Source organism: Parathalassolituus penaei (assembly GCF_026626885.1).
Classification (GTDB): domain Bacteria; phylum Pseudomonadota; class Gammaproteobacteria; order Pseudomonadales; family Oceanobacteraceae; genus Oceanobacter; species Oceanobacter penaei.
In genome coordinates this window covers 96,702-113,993 of record NZ_JAPNOA010000029.1, presented here as the reverse complement: position 1 = coordinate 113,993, position 17,292 = coordinate 96,702, and the positions used below count along the sequence as shown (strand labels likewise).

Annotated in this window: 12 protein-coding genes; 8 read left to right on the top strand and 4 right to left on the bottom strand. The window is 55.5% G+C overall.

What is annotated here, in order from left to right; translation table 11 throughout:
* Positions 1-2: 2 nt before the first annotated feature.
* The gene (gene pbpC, locus OUO13_RS11865) at positions 3-2,438 is read right to left on the bottom strand and encodes a penicillin-binding protein 1C (protein WP_283174105.1); all 2,436 of its coding nucleotides are present in this window, start codon (positions 2,436-2,438) and stop codon (positions 3-5) included.
* 82 nt (positions 2,439-2,520) lie between these two features.
* On the bottom strand, positions 2,521-7,557 hold the full coding sequence (locus tag OUO13_RS11860) for an alpha-2-macroglobulin family protein (protein WP_283174104.1): 5,037 nt from the start codon (positions 7,555-7,557) through the stop codon (positions 2,521-2,523).
* A 299-nt stretch (positions 7,558-7,856) separates the two neighbouring features.
* Between OUO13_RS11860 and OUO13_RS11855 the strand changes: the two genes are divergently transcribed.
* The 7 genes from OUO13_RS11855 to OUO13_RS11825 all read left to right on the top strand — a co-directional run bounded on the left by OUO13_RS11855 (position 7,857) and on the right by OUO13_RS11825 (position 14,268).
* Entirely contained in the window at positions 7,857-9,077 is a 1,221-nt protein-coding gene (locus OUO13_RS11855; protein ID WP_283174103.1) for an argininosuccinate synthase, read from the top strand.
* Positions 9,078-9,385: 308 nt separating this feature from the next.
* The gene (locus OUO13_RS11850; RefSeq protein WP_283174102.1) at positions 9,386-9,877 is read left to right on the top strand and encodes a hypothetical protein; all 492 of its coding nucleotides are present in this window, start codon (positions 9,386-9,388) and stop codon (positions 9,875-9,877) included.
* 519 nt (positions 9,878-10,396) lie between these two features.
* Positions 10,397-11,503, top strand: coding sequence for an ABC transporter substrate-binding protein (locus OUO13_RS11845; RefSeq protein WP_283174101.1), 1,107 nt, complete (start codon positions 10,397-10,399; stop codon positions 11,501-11,503).
* Between the two features lie 156 nt (positions 11,504-11,659).
* Positions 11,660-11,878, top strand: a complete 219-nt coding sequence (locus OUO13_RS11840) for an RNA-binding S4 domain-containing protein (RefSeq protein ID WP_283174100.1) — start codon at positions 11,660-11,662, stop codon at positions 11,876-11,878.
* Between the two features lie 5 nt (positions 11,879-11,883).
* Positions 11,884-12,768 carry a DUF817 domain-containing protein gene (locus OUO13_RS11835; RefSeq protein WP_283174099.1) on the top strand — a complete coding sequence of 295 codons (885 nt, stop codon included), beginning with the start codon at positions 11,884-11,886 and terminating at the stop codon, positions 12,766-12,768.
* 4 nt (positions 12,769-12,772) lie between these two features.
* Positions 12,773-13,195 carry a VanZ family protein gene (locus OUO13_RS11830; RefSeq protein WP_283174098.1) on the top strand — a complete coding sequence of 141 codons (423 nt, stop codon included), beginning with the start codon at positions 12,773-12,775 and terminating at the stop codon, positions 13,193-13,195.
* 71 nt (positions 13,196-13,266) lie between these two features.
* Positions 13,267-14,268 (top strand): hypothetical protein, encoded by a 1,002-nt coding sequence (locus OUO13_RS11825; RefSeq protein ID WP_283174097.1) that lies wholly within the window; start codon positions 13,267-13,269, stop codon positions 14,266-14,268.
* 160 nt (positions 14,269-14,428) lie between these two features.
* On the opposite strand, the gene OUO13_RS11820 is transcribed toward OUO13_RS11825, so the two are convergent.
* Together OUO13_RS11820 and OUO13_RS11815 are read right to left on the bottom strand one after the other, a co-directional pair.
* On the bottom strand, positions 14,429-14,890 hold the full coding sequence (locus tag OUO13_RS11820) for a hypothetical protein (RefSeq protein ID WP_283174096.1): 462 nt from the start codon (positions 14,888-14,890) through the stop codon (positions 14,429-14,431).
* Between the two features lie 20 nt (positions 14,891-14,910).
* Positions 14,911-16,053: an extracellular catalytic domain type 2 short-chain-length polyhydroxyalkanoate depolymerase gene (locus tag OUO13_RS11815; protein WP_283174095.1), complete on the bottom strand. Its 1,143-nt coding sequence runs from the start codon at positions 16,051-16,053 to the stop codon at positions 14,911-14,913.
* Positions 16,054-16,363: 310 nt separating this feature from the next.
* On the opposite strand from OUO13_RS11815, the gene OUO13_RS11810 reads away from it, so the two are divergent.
* Positions 16,364-17,281 (top strand): glutaminase, encoded by a 918-nt coding sequence (locus OUO13_RS11810; RefSeq protein ID WP_283174094.1) that lies wholly within the window; start codon positions 16,364-16,366, stop codon positions 17,279-17,281.
* Positions 17,282-17,292 lie beyond the last annotated feature (11 nt).

Genomic DNA, 17,292 nt, shown 5'->3' with positions numbered 1-17,292 from the left:
CTTCAGTTCACGTAAAACGCCAGACGATCACTGCTGCCTTGTTCATCAATCACCACCAGTTCCTGTGGACCTGCAGTTGTCAGCTGCAGCGTCGGGCTCTGGTTACCGGTACTGGTTCCCACGTACTGCCCGTTCAGATACCAGTCCTTGCTGCCGTATCCTCCCAGACTCCCCAACACCAGCTGGATTTCACGACTGTTGTCGTCGTTATTGCGCTGATGGCTACCGGTCGGCTCTGCCAGCCAGCTCCCCGGCTCCAGTCCGGTAATCTGCAAAGGTGCAACCACCAGATCATTGTTGTGGCACCCCGGATGCAAGGCTGGCAATTGCTGTTGTAAACGCCACTGCGGGGCCAACCAGGGTTCCAGAACCCGGGGCCATAACGCCAGCTGGCGGGTGTGGTCGGCCGCTGCATCACAATCACCACTGATCAGCAAACCGTTGGCGGACACCCGAATGGTCATGGGGTTGGGCATCAGGCCGTCGGCAGTGTCGCGCAGGGTCGGCGGAATCTGGCCCCGAATAATCCAGGCATCGCGTTGCTGGTGGCATAACTCCGGTTGGGTGCTGCTGGCTGCCAGTCCCAACGGCCAGCAGATGCGTTGTTCGCTGACCTCAGACGGTGCGGCTGGCCACTGCGGTTGGCGGTCGAGACGCTGTTGCAGGCGGAACAACAAGGGCAGGGCATTCAACGAGCCGAATTGGCCTGGTGAGGGGGTGCCGTCCGGCCGTCCCAGCCAGACCCCAATGCTGTAGTCGGGGGTGACGCCAATCGCCCATGCATCCCGAAAGCCATAACTGGTGCCGGTTTTCCAGGCCAGCGGCAGTGCGTCTTTTACCTGTGGCGTCCGTACCCGGTTCGGGCGCGGGTTACGCAACAGATGGCCCACCACCCAGGCTGTGGCCGGAGAGAATAACCAGCGCGGCGATTGTTCGCTGTTGTTGGTCGCGCGTGAGTCGGGTTCGGTGGCCAGCGTCTGTAACGGATACACCTGGCCTTCGTTGGCCAGCGAGCTGTACAGCGTTACCAGTTGCCAGAGGTTAAAACCGCCACCGCCGAGCGCCAGTGCCAGACTGGGTTGGCTGCCTTTGGGGAGTTGCCATGGCGTGCGCACATTGGCCAATGCTGTCGCAAAGTGTTCGGGCGTCAGGGCTTCCAGCACCTGCACGGCTGGCAGGTTAAGGGAATAACGCAGCGCGGTTTGGGGATCCGTGGGGCCAGAGAAATCGCGGGCGAAATTCTCAGGCCGATACTGTTTGCGATGGCGGGGAACGTCAGCCAGCAGGCTGGCGCTGTGGATCAGCCCTTCTTCCAGCGCCAGTCCGTAAATAAAGGGTTTGAGGGTCGACCCCGGTGAGCGGATCGCCTGCACCATATCGACATGGCCAAAACGCTCGTTGTTGAGAAAATCGGCGGAACCCAGATAGGCCCGCACCTGATGGCTGTGGTTATCCACCACCAGAATGGCGGCAGACTGCCCGGCCGGATAACGCCGGATTTCATCGCGTAACAGGCGTTCGAGGGTGGCCTGAATATCAGCATCAATACTGGTGCGAATCACCGCCTGGTGGGGAAACTGCTGGTGTAACTGGCGTGCCAGCAAGGGTGCCAGCATGGGCGCACGCGGAGTAGCCGCCAGCACCCGCTCCAGCAGGGCTTCGCGATATTGCTGCTCACTGATCAGGCCAAAATCCAGCAGACGTTTGAGTACCTTGTTGCGGGCCTGCTGGGCGCGCTCCGGGTAACGGTCGGGGCGCAGGCGTGAAGGCGACTGCGGCAAAACCGCCAGCAAAGCACTTTCGGCCAGCGATAGATCGGCCGAAGCCTTATTCAGATACAAACGGCTGGCCGCTTCAACGCCTTCTACCGGGCCGCCCATTGGCGCAAGATTCAGATACAGCTCCAGAATCTCGTCTTTCGACAACAACCATTCGAGCTGGGCCGCCCGCCATAACTGTTTGAGTTTACCGCCGAGACTGCGTGAGTGTGGGTCAAGCAAGCGCGCGACCTGCATGGTCAGGGTGGAACCACCGGACACCACACATCTACAACGCAGGTTTTGCCAGGCGGCGCGTGCCATCGCCAACGGGTTAACGCCCGGATGCTGGTAAAACCAGCGGTCTTCGTAGGCGAGCAAGGCTTGCAGATAAAACGGCGCTACCTGCTGCTGGTGGATCTCATAACGCCAGACACCATTGATGTCGGCAAAGGCGCGCAGCGGCTGGCCACGGTAATCGGTGATGGTCTGGGCAAAACGTTCTTCCGATGTGCCGGGCAAGGGCAGGGGATACACCCGATTGAGCAGCCAGGCGGCCGCGGGTGTGATCAAGACCATGGCCAGCAACAGAGTCAGCCACGGATGTTTGCGGATAATAGGGCAACCGGCAACAACCGGTCTGATGATCTGCCCCAAACGGGACAACTGCTGGATGACCATGAATCTGCCTGATCAGAACGAACAAACGCCCGGCAACAATGCCGGGCGTCCAGAGATTGCCAAAAGGGTAGAAAACCGCGCTTTACGGGGCAACTACCAGCTTCTGCGGAGTCGAACCAATGGCGCGGGCCTCCGGTTCGTACATGTCTTCCAGCTGTGGTGGTGGCACCAGATAAGTACCCGGAGTCACCGCCCGTGCCAGATAGAACAGGCGTGGATTTTCACCTTCCCAGTAGTAGTCGCCACCGGCGGCAAGGGCAATGGCGACACGGTCATCGCGGAATTCGCGGTGACGGTAACCTTCGTAGCCTTGCCATTCTTCCAGACTGCGATCACCAACGCGGATTTCATCCAGCTTGATGCTGTCTTCCAGATTTTGGTTTTCGGCCTCCAGACCGGCTGGCAGCAAGTCGGTGAGCATCAGGTCCGGGCGGAAATCGTCACTGTGAACCAGCAATTCCACCAGCACCAGATCACCGGTTTTGACGGTCAGCTGGCCGTCCTTGATGGCCAGTGGTTTGCCGTGGCGATCATAGTAGAAACGATCCACTGACAGGCCATGCTCGGCATAGGGTTCGGATGCCTGGGCCGGAATGCCCTGATACTGGAGGTTGGCAAACAGACGTTGCTGGCTGGTGTTGGTGAGTGTCAGACCTTGCTGCAGTGCCGCACCTTTCAGGAAGCGATACAGCACCTGAGCGCCGGATTGGCGGGTGTTTTCGGTCTGGCCATTCACGAGCAGGTCAGCCTGCCACTCCGTCATGGAGCGTTTTTCCAGTTCGATCGAGGCTTGTAACAAGGCCAGACGTTCCTGGGTGCTCAGGTAGACGCGGTGTTTGCCCAACTCCTGTTGCAGCTGCTGCACGGCAGCGTCAGCCACGGCTGATTGCAGGTTGTAGTGATAACCCAGATAGGTAATCCAGCTGAGGTCGCGTACCGGCGAGCCGTAATCCCCCAGGTACATCTGTGGACGCAGCATCTGTTTGCCCAGACGCTGGGCTGCCTTGTCGGCCAGCTCGGTTGCCAGAGCCTGATCACCCTGCAGTTGGGCCGCCAACGCCAGATGCACCATCGACAGCGCCGGGGCACGTTTGGAAATACGTTTGGCGAGGTTACGAATGTCCGCCAGACGGGCCTGCTGGTGACGGGCCAGAACGAAATGGGCAAACGACTGATAGGCCATGCGATACAGCTCAGGATCGTTGGACCAGCGTTCGTCGTAGTTGGCTTCGTTGCGGGTGTACTCCTGCAGACGTTGCAGAGCCTTGTTCAGCAGGTTCTGATCAATGCTCTGGCCGTTGTCGAGGGCGTCACTCAGATAATTCGCGGCATAGGCGGTTAACCAGTGTTCCTCACTGCCATCGTTGGCCGACCACAGACCAAATCCACCGTTGTCGCGTTGGCGTTTGCTGATGCCTTCCAGCGCTTTGGCCAGCGCACTCTGACGTTTGTTACCAGAGACGGCTGGCAGTTCCAGACTCGCCAGTTCATCGTCACTGGCGTACAGCCATGGATATGCCGAGCTGACGGTCTGTTCCAGACAGCCATATGGATACACCAGCAGATTACGCAGCTGTTCATGGGCGTCGAGGTTGATGAAATTACTGGCCGACAGAACGGCACGCAGACTGTCGGTTTTCCAGTTTTTGAGGGTTTCAGCATCCAGTTTCAGCGCTTCACCACTCTCCAGCAGCACGCGCTGTTGCAGGGTTTCGGCCGGGTAAGGCTGGCGACTGTTCAGTGTCCATTGGCGTTTGATCGGATAGTCGGCGACTCCCGTCACTTCCAGTTGTAACTGGATAGCACCAGCCGGGTCGGTTGCTTGCAGCTGGTATTGCAGGGTTTCGCGCTGACGCACGGCCAGATCAACCTGATCCTGACCTTTCTGCAGCGTGCCAGCGCCGCTGGCCGTCAGTTTGATATCCAGATGAGTAGCGGCTTCGCTGAGATTGGTCAGGTCCAGCGCCAGGCTGGTTTCGTCACCGACACCAATAAAACGGGGCATTTGTAATTCCGCGACCAACGGTGCGGCCACAATTACCTGTTTGTCGGCGCTGCCAACACGGTCATCGTCAAAGGCCACCGCCATCAGGCGCAACTGGCCGTTAAAGTCAGGCAGGTTCAGTGGTACATGGGCAACGCCGTTTTTGACGTCGACCTTGCCTGAGAACAGCGATACCACCTTGAACTCGGAGCGTGCCATATCACCGGCAGCATCCAGACTGCCGTCACCACCCCAACGCAGGCTGGCAATCGGATTGCGGTCGAGGTCAATCACGTCATCCCAGTTGTCGGCCATGTTCCATTCATAACGACGCTGGCCGAAGAAGAATGGCATCGGGTTGGGTGACTTGAAGCGGGTCAGGGACAAAATACCTTCATCCACCGCCGACAGGGTCAGCCAGGCACTGGAAACCGGTTGGCCATGGATATCGGTGACCGCAATTTCGGCATCTACGGTGCGATCCGGCAGCCATTTTTCCGGTGTTTTCAAACTGACCTTGAGTTCACGATCGGTACGATCCAGTGGCAGGTGAATCAGGCCAACGGAGCGTGCTGGTGTAATACGTTGCGGGTCATCCGCCGGTTGCAGGTGTAATACGCTGATGTAGATGTTGTGCTGTTTCCAGTCGGTATCGACCGGAATATCCACGAAGTTGTCACCGGCTTTGGTGCTGATGCGTTGTGACCACAGCAGGCGATCCGATTCCACCAGAATCAGGCTGTCACCGGCAGCGGGTGGTGTCAGTTTCAGGCGGGCAACGTCACCGGCCTGGTAACCAGCCTTGTCGAGTGACAGCTGGACCTTGTCCGGACGGGCTTGCTGATCACCGGCGTAGTCCCAGTACCAGCTGTAACCGGCATCAAAATCGTAGCGGGTGGTGAGGCCGGTTTGCGGGTCCAGCACTTCGAGGCTGTATTCACCCCAGCGCACCGGCAGCTCCAATGGGCTGGTTGCGCCAGCGCCAATGGTCTGGATCAGGGTCATTTCGCGAATATCGCGGGCTTCGCGTTCGTAGTACCAGCCACGGTTGTTATCAAAGCGCCAGTGGTAGTTACGCTCGTGGCGGATCAGGCTGATCTTGAGGTCATTGGCAGCCAGACGTTCACCCTTGAAATTGGTTTTGATCAGCTCAAATTGCGCGTTGCTGTTGCTGTCGGCGCGATCCTTGAACAGCGGGCGCACACCCACCAGTGCTTCCGCCGGCAGTACGGTTTCCTGATGGCGACGGATCACGGCGCGGCCGCCGGTTTCAAACAGGCTGCCGGTAATGGCAACGGTCAGCGGGATTTTGGCATTGCGCCATTCGCTGTTGATGCTGAGTGCCAGATGGCCGTCTTCACCGGTTTGCAGGTCGGTCAGTTCCTGTTCGTTGTTCCAGTCATAGGATTGCGGATTACCGAAATGGAACTCGGCGGCTTGCGGGAACGGGTGAACCGAAGGGCTTACCCGGATGCTGGCATCAAAGCGGTTACCGGCGGCCGGTGCGCCATACAGATACTCACCCAAGACATCGACTTCCACGCTTTCTTCCGGAGCAAACCAGCGTGGTGCCTGTTGTGGGTTCCAGGTGATTTTCATGCGTTCGGGCATAAAGTCTTCCACCTTGAATTCCCAGGTGGACGACTCGGTATCCGGCATGCTGACCTGCAGCCACCAGTCACCGGTCTGGGCATCACGCGCCAGTGGGTAATCGAACTGGTAATAACCACCACCCTGGCTGTTGAGGCTGACTTCTTTTACCCGTTGGCCATCGGCCTGATACAGGTTGCCCTTGAGTGTGCGGGCCGGAACCGGTGAGCCATCCTGATTACGCAGCAGGGCGCTGACGGTAATGGTTTCGCCGCCGCGATAGATGTTACGTGGAGCGTAAAAGAACAGTTCTTCCTTTAATGCCTGGCGTTCACCCGGATCAAAGTCGGACAGGTCCAGATTGGCATCCTGCAGTGACAACAGGCTCAGCTGGTCGCCCTTGCGCACAATCAGGCTACTGCCATTTTTGCGATTCAGACTGACATGGCCGTCGTTCGCCGTACTGCCGTTGGCTGTGGTGGTGTATTGGCGCTTATCCCAGCCCCAGATCATGGCTTCGGCATTGGCAACCGGTTTACCCGTGCTGAGTTCGCTGACGTACAGCTCAAGGTTGTTATTGAGGGTGCGAATGTGCAGGCCAAGGTCGGTCACGCTGTACCAGGTGGCCGATACCATACGTCCCAGTTGGCCCGGTGCCCACATCACCGCCACATAAACACCCGGCTCCTGCAGGGCGGGTTTGTCGAGTGGCAGGTTGATTTGCTGGCGGTGGTTGGGCTTCGGATTCAGCGTGTAACGACCTTCATGCACCATCTGGGCAAACTGGTTGAGGTCATCGAGAGAGTCGGTGCTGACCCGGCCATTACGGTTGACCCATTCGAGCAGGCTGTTAAAGCTGGCGTTGCTGTTTTTGACCTTATAGAAGCTGACGTTGGCTTCGTTGATGTTTTGTACCAGTACTGGCAAGCCCTTGTTTAAACCCGGCAGCAGAAAGTGGCCCTTGCTGGCAAACCCCAGGCTCGGCGGAGCAGCACTGATGGTCACGCTGGCTTCTGCGCCATTGCCCAATGCCGAGCCGTTATAGGCAGCGATACCCGGATCAATTTGTACACGGTAGGTGGTTTCCGGTCTGGCTTCCTGCAAGTAGAGCGTCATGGCGTCGTCGGACAACAACCATTGCTGACGGCTGCTGCCATTCACACGAATACGATCCGCGAACGGCTGGCTGGCATCAATCGGTGAGGTAAAGCGGATCGCGACGGTATTGGCATCGTCGTAAACGGTTTCGCTGATCAGGCTGACTTCCAGCGGCACTTTGGCGTAACGCGCCATTACGGCTTCGTTCAGGGCCTGAGCGGCGGGCTGCACACTGGCTGCTTGAGCTGTCGGGTTGGTGTCACTGTTCTGGCCGGTTGTGGTGTCTTCCTGAGGTGGTGTTGTCGTAACCGCGGCTGGCACAACCTGTGCTGCCGCCGTTTCGGGTTGAGTCGCTGCTTTGCTGTCGGGCTGGTCGGCACCACAGCCAGTCAGCAGCAAGGCTGCAGAGAGCAAACCACCGGTCAGATGGCGGCGTATCAGGTACATAAAGGCTTCCTTGCGTAGTCGGGTGACAGGGCGGAGTCAGGTCTGGGGAGATTTTAATGAGCGGAGTATAAACAAATCCTTACAGTGGGCTATGAAACATGTCCTGATTTGCGATTCCGGTGGATTTTCACGCCTGTCTGTTGGCTAAGCCGTCGCATGCCGTTAGACTATTGCACTTTTCATTTTTGGCCCGGCAATCTGCTGCTGCTCGCCTTCGCTTCAGCCCGATGGCAACAGCCTGCAGCCGGGACTCCGAGTTCGTTTCACGTACAAGACATACGCCCCAGCGGGAGAATCTGATGTCCGAAATCAAGAAAGTGGTACTGGCCTACTCTGGCGGCCTGGACACATCCGTCATCGTAAAGTGGCTGCAAGACACTTATCAGTGCGAAATCGTTACCTTCACTGCTGACCTGGGTCAGGGCGAAGAAGTTGAGCCAGCACGCGCCAAAGCCGAAGCCATGGGCGTGAAGGAAATCTACATCGAAGACCTGCGCGAAGAATTCGTACGTGACTTCGTATTCCCGATGTTCCGCGCCAACACCATTTACGAAGGCGAATACCTGCTGGGTACTTCCATCGCTCGTCCGCTGATTGCCAAGCGTCTGATCGAAATCGCCAACGAAACCGGTGCTGATGCCATCTCCCACGGCGCTACCGGCAAAGGTAACGATCAGGTTCGTTTCGAACTGGGTGCCTACGCTCTGAAACCAGGCGTAAAAGTGATTGCTCCATGGCGTGAATGGGATCTGACTTCCCGTGAAACCCTGATGGCTTATGCCAAAGAGCGTAACATCCCGATCGACTTCAACAAGGCTGGCAAAAAGTCTCCATACTCCATGGATGCCAACCTGCTGCACATCTCCTATGAAGGCGGCGTGCTGGAAGACACCTGGACCGAACACGAAGAAGACATGTGGCGTTGGTCTGTAAGCCCGGAAAACGCTCCGGACGTTCCAACCTACCTGGAACTGACCTACGAGCGCGGTGACATCGTTGCCATCGATGGCGTTGCCATGTCTCCTGCCACTGTTCTGGAAACCCTGAACAAGATCGGCGGTGCTAACGGTATTGGTCGTCTGGACATCGTTGAAAACCGTTACGTGGGCATGAAGTCCCGTGGTTGCTACGAAACTCCGGGCGGCACCATCATGATGCGCGCGCACCGTGCCATCGAGTCCATCACTCTGGATCGTGAAGTAGCGCACCTGAAAGACGAACTGATGCCTAAGTACGCCAGCCTGATTTACAACGGTTACTGGTGGTCTCCAGAGCGTAAGATGCTGCAAACCATGATCGATGCTTCCCAGGAGCCGGTGAATGGTGTTGTGCGTCTGAAGCTGTACAAAGGCAACGTGGTTGTGGTTGGTCGCAAGTCTGACAACTCCCTGTTCGACACCCGTATCTCCACCTTCGAAGACGATGGCGGTGCCTACAACCAGAAAGACGCAGAAGGCTTCATCAAACTGAACGCCCTGCGTATGCGTATCGCTGCCAACAACGGTCGCGAACTGCTGTAATCAGCCGGGTCTGACTCTGACGTCAGATGTGCCTGATTATCGGAAAACGGGAGCTTCGGCTCCCGTTTTTTTATGGGCAATTTTTGCCAGTTCCGATGACGAAAAACGTACGGTGGTGATCCGTTGGCATGACCACTATTGTCAATGTACTAAACAGTTCACATCTTCATATGCAGGATGGTGCGGCGAGCACAAAATTGTTCGTCGTTTATTGATGAATCTCATGCGTGTGGCACATTGCGGTTCTGTCCGGAGCAGATATCTGGCTGGCATTTCCGATTGTTATCCAAATTGCAGAGAGTGCATCCATGAAGCGTCAATTCTCATTTTTGGCTGTTGTGGTAATCGGTATTAATCTGGTGTCCGATATCGCCCTGTTGATGAAATATCTGCAGAAGCCCAATGCATTTTATTTGATGGACCGTATTTCCTGGATACACGATCTGATATTGCATGAGTATGGGCAATGGTTTGCTCTGTTTAAAGCTGTTTGCTCAGGTATGTTGTTCAGCCTCTGGTTACAGCGTTTTATCAATCCCAGCCCGGTCAAGGGACTTGGATATGCAACGTTGTTTTATGCGCTGTTCTGGATGACGTCAGGTCTGCTGGTAATGACAGGTATTTCCGGTATGTTGCAGCAATCCAGCGGCTATCCGGTGGACTTGCTGAGCTGGCATGCGTTGTATCACGGTCTGGGTATGACAGACCTGTTGTCGATGCTGGTGATGCTGATCGTCATTCCGTTATTACTGCTGGTGGTGCCTCGTCTGCATAACCGCTTTTGCGCTCTGGCTGCCTGAATGGTCTTTATGGATCGTGCTGAACCGTTCGGCGCGATCACTTTCTGATTTCATCGCATGCATTCGTTTGTCCCTTGGTCGTTATATTCGCTGAAAATAAAAAACCTTTATGACGATTCCAATAATCGATTATCTGCGGCTATTGGGACATTATTGGTTTCGTCTTGTTTGTGTTATCTATCTCTTTTCCCCGGTTGTGACAGTATTGGTTAAATTCTTTACTGTTGTTTGATTGTAGGTTTGTTGTTGTATGTCAGTTGCAGCACAGTCCTTTTCTATTGGTTGATGTCAGAATGTTGACATTGGCTGCACATCTCATAAAAATGCGGGCGCCCAATTCTGGGCGTTGGTTCCTGTTTTACGCTCCAAGACGCATATCCCCCCTTCAGTGTCTGAAGTGGAGTGTACGGAATATGGATGTTCATTAGCCCCCTGAATCGGGGCGCAGGTTATGGAAAACCGCAAACTGTTCCGTCTGTTTGCTGACCATACCTGTTTTGTCACTAGATGAGGTGAGTTATGCGGTCGGTTATTTCCCTGATGTTGTATTCGTTGCTGGTAATGATGTCGTCGATGTCGTCGGCACAGGAAACCTTGCGCGTGCTGAACTGGAGCGATTATTTGGCTCCGGAAGTTCTGCAGGAATTTGAAAAACGCTACAACGTCAAAATTGACTACGTTGAATACACCAGCGTGGATGATTTCGGTGCCCATTTCCTCGACAGTGCCAATCAGTTTGATGTGGTTTTCCCGGCTTCCCGGATGTTGTCGGCGTTGGCGGATGCCGGTCTGGTGCGCGAACTGGATACTCATAAACTGGAAAACCTCGACAAGCTCAGCGACAACATTCGTCACGAGTTTCGTGGTCAGAATAGCGGCGGCTGGTTTGGTGTGCCGTACTTGTGGGGTACCACCGGTCTGGGTCTGAACCAGGCAGCGCTGGCGCGTGCTGGTGTAACTCCTGATGAAATGAGCTGGTCGTTGCTGTTTGATCCTGAGGTGCGCAAAAAAGCATCCAGTTGCGGCATTGTGGTATTAAACGAGCGTGATGAGCTGTTCGCTGCAGCGCTGCGTTTTATGGGCGAATCGGTGAATGTAACTTCTTCTGAAGCTCTGAATTCCGCCGGTGCCCTGATCAAGGATGCACTGGTCGATGTGAAATATCTGCGTTCCGATGGGTATGTGGAGGCCCTGACATCGGGTGAGGCCTGTGTGGTGATGGGCTACTCCGGTGACTTGTTGTCCGGCATTTCGGAAAAGCCGGAATTGAGTTACGTGATTCCATCCCAGGGCGCTGCTATGTGGATCGACCTGATGGCGATTCCGACCAACAGCACCCATGTGGATCTGGCTTACCAGTTCATCAACTACATGATGCAGGCCCAGAACGCTGCCCGTAACTCCAACTATCTGTCTTATCCAACCGTGATGGCGTCTGCCATGCCGCTGATTACGCCGGAAGTGCTGGCCAAGCCGGAAGTGTATCCACCGTCAGCGGTACTGGCGAAACTGGAAGCCATGAAGCCACTGCAAAAAGACACCACCCGTCTGGTTTCCCGTCTGTGGACCAAGGCGGTCTGCGCCAGTGGCAAGTACTGCTCGGCTAACGTGAGTTCGCTGTTCTGATTTTGCGGGTGGCGGGTTATACCGATGGTTTCTGCACCGTCGGTTGCAACCCGCGCCAAAGTCATTCGCTTTGAATCCCGCCTGTGATTAAACTGCCCGCCAGAAGTGCCGAACCGGATTTGCTGGTCGGACAGTTTTGATGACGCAGGTTTTGCCATGAAAGAAATTATCATCAACCACGAGCCGGTTGAGCTCTACAAGATCCTGAAGTTTGAGGCCATCGCTTCCAGTGGTGGTGAAGCCAAGATCATGATCGAGCAGGAACAGGTGCTGGTGAATGGTGAGATCGAGACCCGCAAGCGCAAGAAAATCATGTCTGGTGATGTGATTGAAACCCAGGGTGTTGCTTACCGTATCGTGCTGGGCGCTGAATAAGCGTTATGCAAGGAAGCTGGTCGCTAGGCGCACTGGATGCGCATTTACTGACGGTCAGGGGGGATAATCCGCACCTGACCGGTCTGCGCCGATTCGTGCTGGAATTCTGGTATTTCGGTATCAAGGAAGCACGGGCCTGTCTGTTTGCCGGGCTGTTTTTTGCCTCGGTTTTTCTGGTGCCTCGTGGTGGGGTGCTGGGTATTCCCCGTTATGATCTGCTGTTGCTGATTGCCCTCGTGATTCAGGGCTGGATGTTGCTGACCCGTCTGGAAACGTTTGATGAGTTCAAGGCCATCATGATGTTTCATGCAGTAGGTTTTGCGTTGGAAGCCTTTAAGGTATCGGGGTCGATCCAGTCGTGGTCCTATCCGGATTTTGCCTACAGCAAGGTCCTGGGTGTGCCGCTGTTCTCGGGGTTTATGTACGCCGCCGTTGGCAGTTACATTATTCAGGCCTGGCGTCTGTTCGGGTTACGCATCGTTCATCATCCGCCGTATTGGATGGCGTGGCTGGTGGCCGGGCTGATTTACGCCAATTTTTTCACGCATCATTACATCGGTGACTATCGCTGGTACATCGCCGCCGGAGCGCTGGGGTTGTATGCCCGCACCTCTGTGGTGTTCACGCCTTATGATCGTGAGCGTTCGATGCCTCTGTTGCTGGCGTTTGTGCTGATCGGCTTTTTTATCTGGCTGGCGGAAAACATCAGTACGTTCTTTACCCTCTGGAGTTATCCGGACCAGCTTCACAGTTGGTCGGCGGTGCATGTTGGCAAGTGGAGCTCGTGGTCGCTGCTGGTGATCATGACCTTTACCATCGTCACCAGTCTTAAACACATCAAACATTGCATTCATATTCCACCGGCCGGGCCGGGGTCTCACGGAGAATAGTGTCTTGTCTGAAAAGATGGATGGTTTCGCACCGAGGATATTTCCACTGTTGGTGGCTTTGGCCATCGGTTTTTTCCTGTTTGTGTTGTGGATCATTATTGATGCCGACCAGGGCAACCCTAATATCTTTCTGACCTGGGTACGCAGCATTCCTTATGGCGACAAGTTCGGTCATTTCGGTATTTTCGGTTTGCTGACCTTGCTGGTGACGCTGGCAACCCGTTGCCGTCAGATTCGTCTTCTGGGACTGCGCTGTTACCTGGGAGCGGTATTGGTGGCGGTATTTGCTGTTGCGGAAGAATGTACCCAGTCTCTATTCCCGACCCGCACCTTTGATCTGGGTGACCTGACTGCTGATGCATTAGCCATTGCGCTGGTGGTGGTTGCTCTGAAAATCTGGCAGAAGTCTCGTATTGGCACTTCCTGACGCCCTCATGGGTGGTATCTGAATTAATGCTCAATATAATGAGATTTATTCTCATTTGTTGGGTGTTGTTAATGTCGTACTCGAAAAAAGCGAATCTGTTCACCCGCTTTCTGTTGCTGCTGATCGGTGTGCTGCTGGCTAAAAGTGCCAGTGCGAACCTTGAACTGGCCGATCCCAAATGGATTGTCAGCCAGTATGCCAGCACACCCCTGATCGCCATTGGTGATGTTCATGGCAGTGATCTGCCGCTGCGCTATGTGATGAACGCGCTTACCGATGACGCCGTGTTTAACAGTACCAACGATATTGTGGTGGAGTGGGGCAACGCCCGTTTTCAGGCGTTGGCTGACCGTTATCTGCTGGATGGCGAAGACATTCCAATCAATGAGTTACGGTCGATCTGGCGCGATACTTTGTTTTTTATGGCCTGGCAGTATCAGGTATACGAAGACTTTCTGGTCAACCTGCACGAGCTCAACCAGCGTGGCGATCATAAGATCCGTCTGGTGCTGGCGGAGCCTGCGTTTGACTGGGTGTTGCTGGATCACGCTGAGTGGCAAACCCTGGTCGACAGTCGTGAGCAGCATTATGCCGATGTGATTCAGCAGCAGGTGCTGGCACAGCATCGTCAGGGCCTGTTGCTGTTTGGCACGTTCCATAATCTGCGTGTGCCGGTCACGCTGGTGGGTGATTCACAGCCAACCTGTATGCTGGTGTGTTTGCTGGAACAACAGCAGACACAATCGTCGGTGTTCAGTGTGTTTACCCATATGAATGGAAAACCACTCGGGAGTACGCCCGGCCTGATCGATTTGCAGTCGAATGCACTGGGGCAGAAAACCCTGGCAGAGGTAACGGGCGGGCGCACGGCCGCCGGTGAATCAAGCCAAATGAACCGGGTAGCGGACGCTTATTTGTATCTCGGGCCGGACCCTCGTAATGCGACGATCAGCAAAGCCGTAACTGAAGATCGGGACTGGCAGCAGGAGGTGATGCGGCGGGCACAGATTGTTGGCGGGCGGGTGCTGGAACAGGCACGCTTGTGGCAGCAGAGTTTGTCTGCCAGCCGTTAGGTGTTTTCATCTATGGTTGTCGGCTGGGCATGTCGGCTGGGATTGGCATGTTGGTTGGGGACGGTCCGATTGTCCGCTGGGGTTGTCTTCAGGGAGAGGGAAAAATAACAACGGCGAGCGTATTCTCGCCGTTGTTGCAGGTACTAACCTTGATGCCGTTTCAGCCCTTGCATTCACACTGTTTGGCTTTTTCGGCCTGCAGATACAGCCAGTAGCCGTAATCCACCTGAATGTTGTCCAGCAGCTGCGCCCAACCGGTCATCTGGCTCTGCGCCAGTGCCATCATCTGACCGGCAATATTGCAGTTGTTATCCATCAGTTTGGTCAAAGTGTTGGTTTCCTGGTATTCGCAGTATTCGTCCTGAATATCCTTGATACCTTCCAGCAGTGCCACCTGCTGTTCGGTCATTCGATCCACAATGGCTTTCTGGAAGGCCACCATATCGTCGCCAATTTCTTTCAGATTCAAATGGCGGCTGCACAGTACTTCGCCGGTTTGCATCTGGTTTTGCCAGCTGTTCAGCAGCATACGGTTGAAGCTTTTCTGGCCGCTGTTGAGGTGACCAAACGGGGAATAAACCAGGGTCAGAAGATCGGCTTTGCGTTTGTTTGAGTGGGTCATGATTCAGTCCTTGTTATTCATCAGCCGCCAAAGTTTTCAAGAATGCGCGACAGGGCGCGGATTTGCAGGGCATTTTTCGAATAGAAGTCGTCGCCGGTATAACCCCACCAGTCCCAGCAACCGTCAGGGTTCTGGATCTTGCCGTCGTCCACACCTTCGGCCTGCGGGTAAATCACAATCATGTTGTTGAGGTCGGCGTATTCGTTGTATCCCGTGGTGGTGATGTAACGATTGCCGTACGGCGGATAGTTGTCGGTATCCGGGCGACCGTTAATCACCGGGGTGTAGTTGTAACCCTGCTTGCAGCCGTGCATCACCATATGAATTCGCACTGGCTGGTTATGCTGGTGATGATGCCCCTCGGAAGCGGCGGCATAGTGATCCAGCACACTGGCGGGCACATACACATAACCGAATTCGCTCATGCTGGCGTTTTTGAGGTTGTCATAACGTTCGGCTTCGGAATCACCCGGCATCAGTGCCAGCTGGCTGAAACGATGCAGCAGGCCGGTCAGCGGCGCTGCGTGTGTCGGGCTTTGGCTATCCGGGTAGATGGTTTTCAGAATGTCATGCGACTGGATAAAGTCGCCCTGGTTGATATAAGGCGGCTGGTTGGTGCTTAACGGCGAGTCTTCCGGATTGCGGGTAATAATGGCGTGGCCAGCGGCAACGTCGGATACCCATTTGACGTGACGGTCGTTCACCCCCAGCTCGTGATAAAACAGTTTGGTTTGTTCGACCGACGACTGGTAAACCACCTTGTCCTGGGTGCCGGAGAAAATATACAAACGCTGGTCTTTCAGATGGCCGATGGGGTCGATATCGGTGCCGGAACGTTCACGGGCCTGTTTGGCCAGTTCGATCCCGCTGGGGGCAACCGACGGAATCAGCGGATTCATACCAATAAAATAGGCGGTGAGAATATTAGCATCACCGCGCAGTGCGGCGGCCCGGCGATACATGGCGGCACAACGATAGGGGCCACCGGCAATAATACCGGCACCACAAAAACGGCTGGAGTGAGCCAGGTGCATCTGCACTGTCATAAAGGCACCGGACGACAAACCGGAAATACTGCTGTGGCCTTTGGCGACTTGCGGGCGAATTTTCTCGGCGAGCATGGCATCCGTGGAGGTGATGGATACCGTGGGCACTGCTGACATATCTGACTCCTTGTCCTGATCTTTTATTGTTGCCAGCGGCTGTCTGTACAACCCGTTCGACAGCGGGCTGGGGTGGTGAAACATCCTTCGGTTAAAACATTGGTCAGAAGGAACCACGAGTGTACGCCTGCTCCATGACAGTCAGCAGTGCTGCATCAGGAACTGTGTCAATAAGCTCGCCAATCTGTCCGATGTTGGCGTTTCCGGGTGGAAAAAACGCCTGTTCCTGGATTAACCGGCTGCAGGACTTGCCCTTGCTGGTTGGCTCGGCCAGACTGCTGCCCTGTTTTTGGGCAACAGGACATGTGCTGTGCAGGCGATTCTGGATGAGATTGTGGCCACCATCGGGGCCAGTGACGATCGGGGTAAGGTAGCGGATTACATTCCTGAACTGGCGACGGTCGATCCGAACCAGTTTGGTATTGCCATCGCAACAGTGGATGGCCAGATGTTCTGTGCCGGAGATGCTGAGCAGCTGTTTTCCATCCAGAGTATTTCCAAGGTATTCAGCCTGACGGTAGCGCTCGGCAAGCTGGGCGATGGTGTTTGGCAACGAGTCGGGCGTGAACCGTCTGGTGATCCGTTCAACTCCATCGTGCAGCTGGAACATGAAAACGGCAAACCGCGTAATCCGTTTATCAACGCCGGTGCGATAGCCGTTGCTGATGCCATTCTGATGGGGCACCAACCCAAGGAAGCGTTGGCCGAAGTGCTGCAATTTGTGCGCTTTATCGCTGACGACGACAGCATCTGTTTTGATGACAAGGTAGCGAAATCCGAGTTGGCCACGGGCCACCGCAACGCCGCTCTGGCGCATTTTATGGCGGCCTATGGGCGTATCAAAAACCCGGTGGATTATGTGCTGGGCACCTACTTCCACCACTGTGCGATTGCCATGAGTTGCCAGCAGCTGGCGCGTGCCGGTCTGTTTCTGGCCGCTGATGGCCGTGATCCGTTAACCGGCGCGCGGGTGGTGTTGCCGAATCGGGCCCGTCGTATCAACTCCCTGATGATGATGTGTGGCCACTACGATGGCTCCGGTGAGTTTGCTTTCCGGGTCGGTTTGCCGGGCAAAAGTGGTGTGGGGGGCGGTATTCTGGCAATTGTGCCGGGGCGTGCTTCCATCGCCGTGTGGTCGCCGGGGCTGGATACCGTGGGCAACAGCAAGCTGGGTACCCAGGCGCTGGAGCGTCTGGTGCAGGCTACCGGTTGGTCGGTATTTGGCTAAAGCCGCCGGTC

What these genes read in the sequence shown, in the direction of transcription:
- OUO13_RS11850 (WP_283174102.1), top strand. Translation starts at nt 9,386, where the DNA reads ATGAAGCGTCAATTCTCATTTTTGGCTGTTGTGGTAATCGGTATTAAT.
- OUO13_RS11825 (WP_283174097.1), top strand. Translation starts at nt 13,267, where the DNA reads ATGTCGTACTCGAAAAAAGCGAATCTGTTCACCCGCTTTCTGTTGCTG.
- OUO13_RS11855 (WP_283174103.1), top strand. Translation starts at nt 7,857, where the DNA reads ATGTCCGAAATCAAGAAAGTGGTACTGGCCTACTCTGGCGGCCTGGAC.
- OUO13_RS11815 (WP_283174095.1), bottom strand. Translation starts at nt 16,053, where the DNA reads ATGTCAGCAGTGCCCACGGTATCCATCACCTCCACGGATGCCATGCTC.
- OUO13_RS11835 (WP_283174099.1), top strand. Translation starts at nt 11,884, where the DNA reads ATGCAAGGAAGCTGGTCGCTAGGCGCACTGGATGCGCATTTACTGACG.
- OUO13_RS11820 (WP_283174096.1), bottom strand. Translation starts at nt 14,890, where the DNA reads ATGACCCACTCAAACAAACGCAAAGCCGATCTTCTGACCCTGGTTTAT.
- pbpC (WP_283174105.1), bottom strand. Translation starts at nt 2,438, where the DNA reads ATGGTCATCCAGCAGTTGTCCCGTTTGGGGCAGATCATCAGACCGGTT.
- OUO13_RS11860 (WP_283174104.1), bottom strand. Translation starts at nt 7,557, where the DNA reads ATGTACCTGATACGCCGCCATCTGACCGGTGGTTTGCTCTCTGCAGCC.
- OUO13_RS11840 (WP_283174100.1), top strand. Translation starts at nt 11,660, where the DNA reads ATGAAAGAAATTATCATCAACCACGAGCCGGTTGAGCTCTACAAGATC.
- OUO13_RS11845 (WP_283174101.1), top strand. Translation starts at nt 10,397, where the DNA reads ATGCGGTCGGTTATTTCCCTGATGTTGTATTCGTTGCTGGTAATGATG.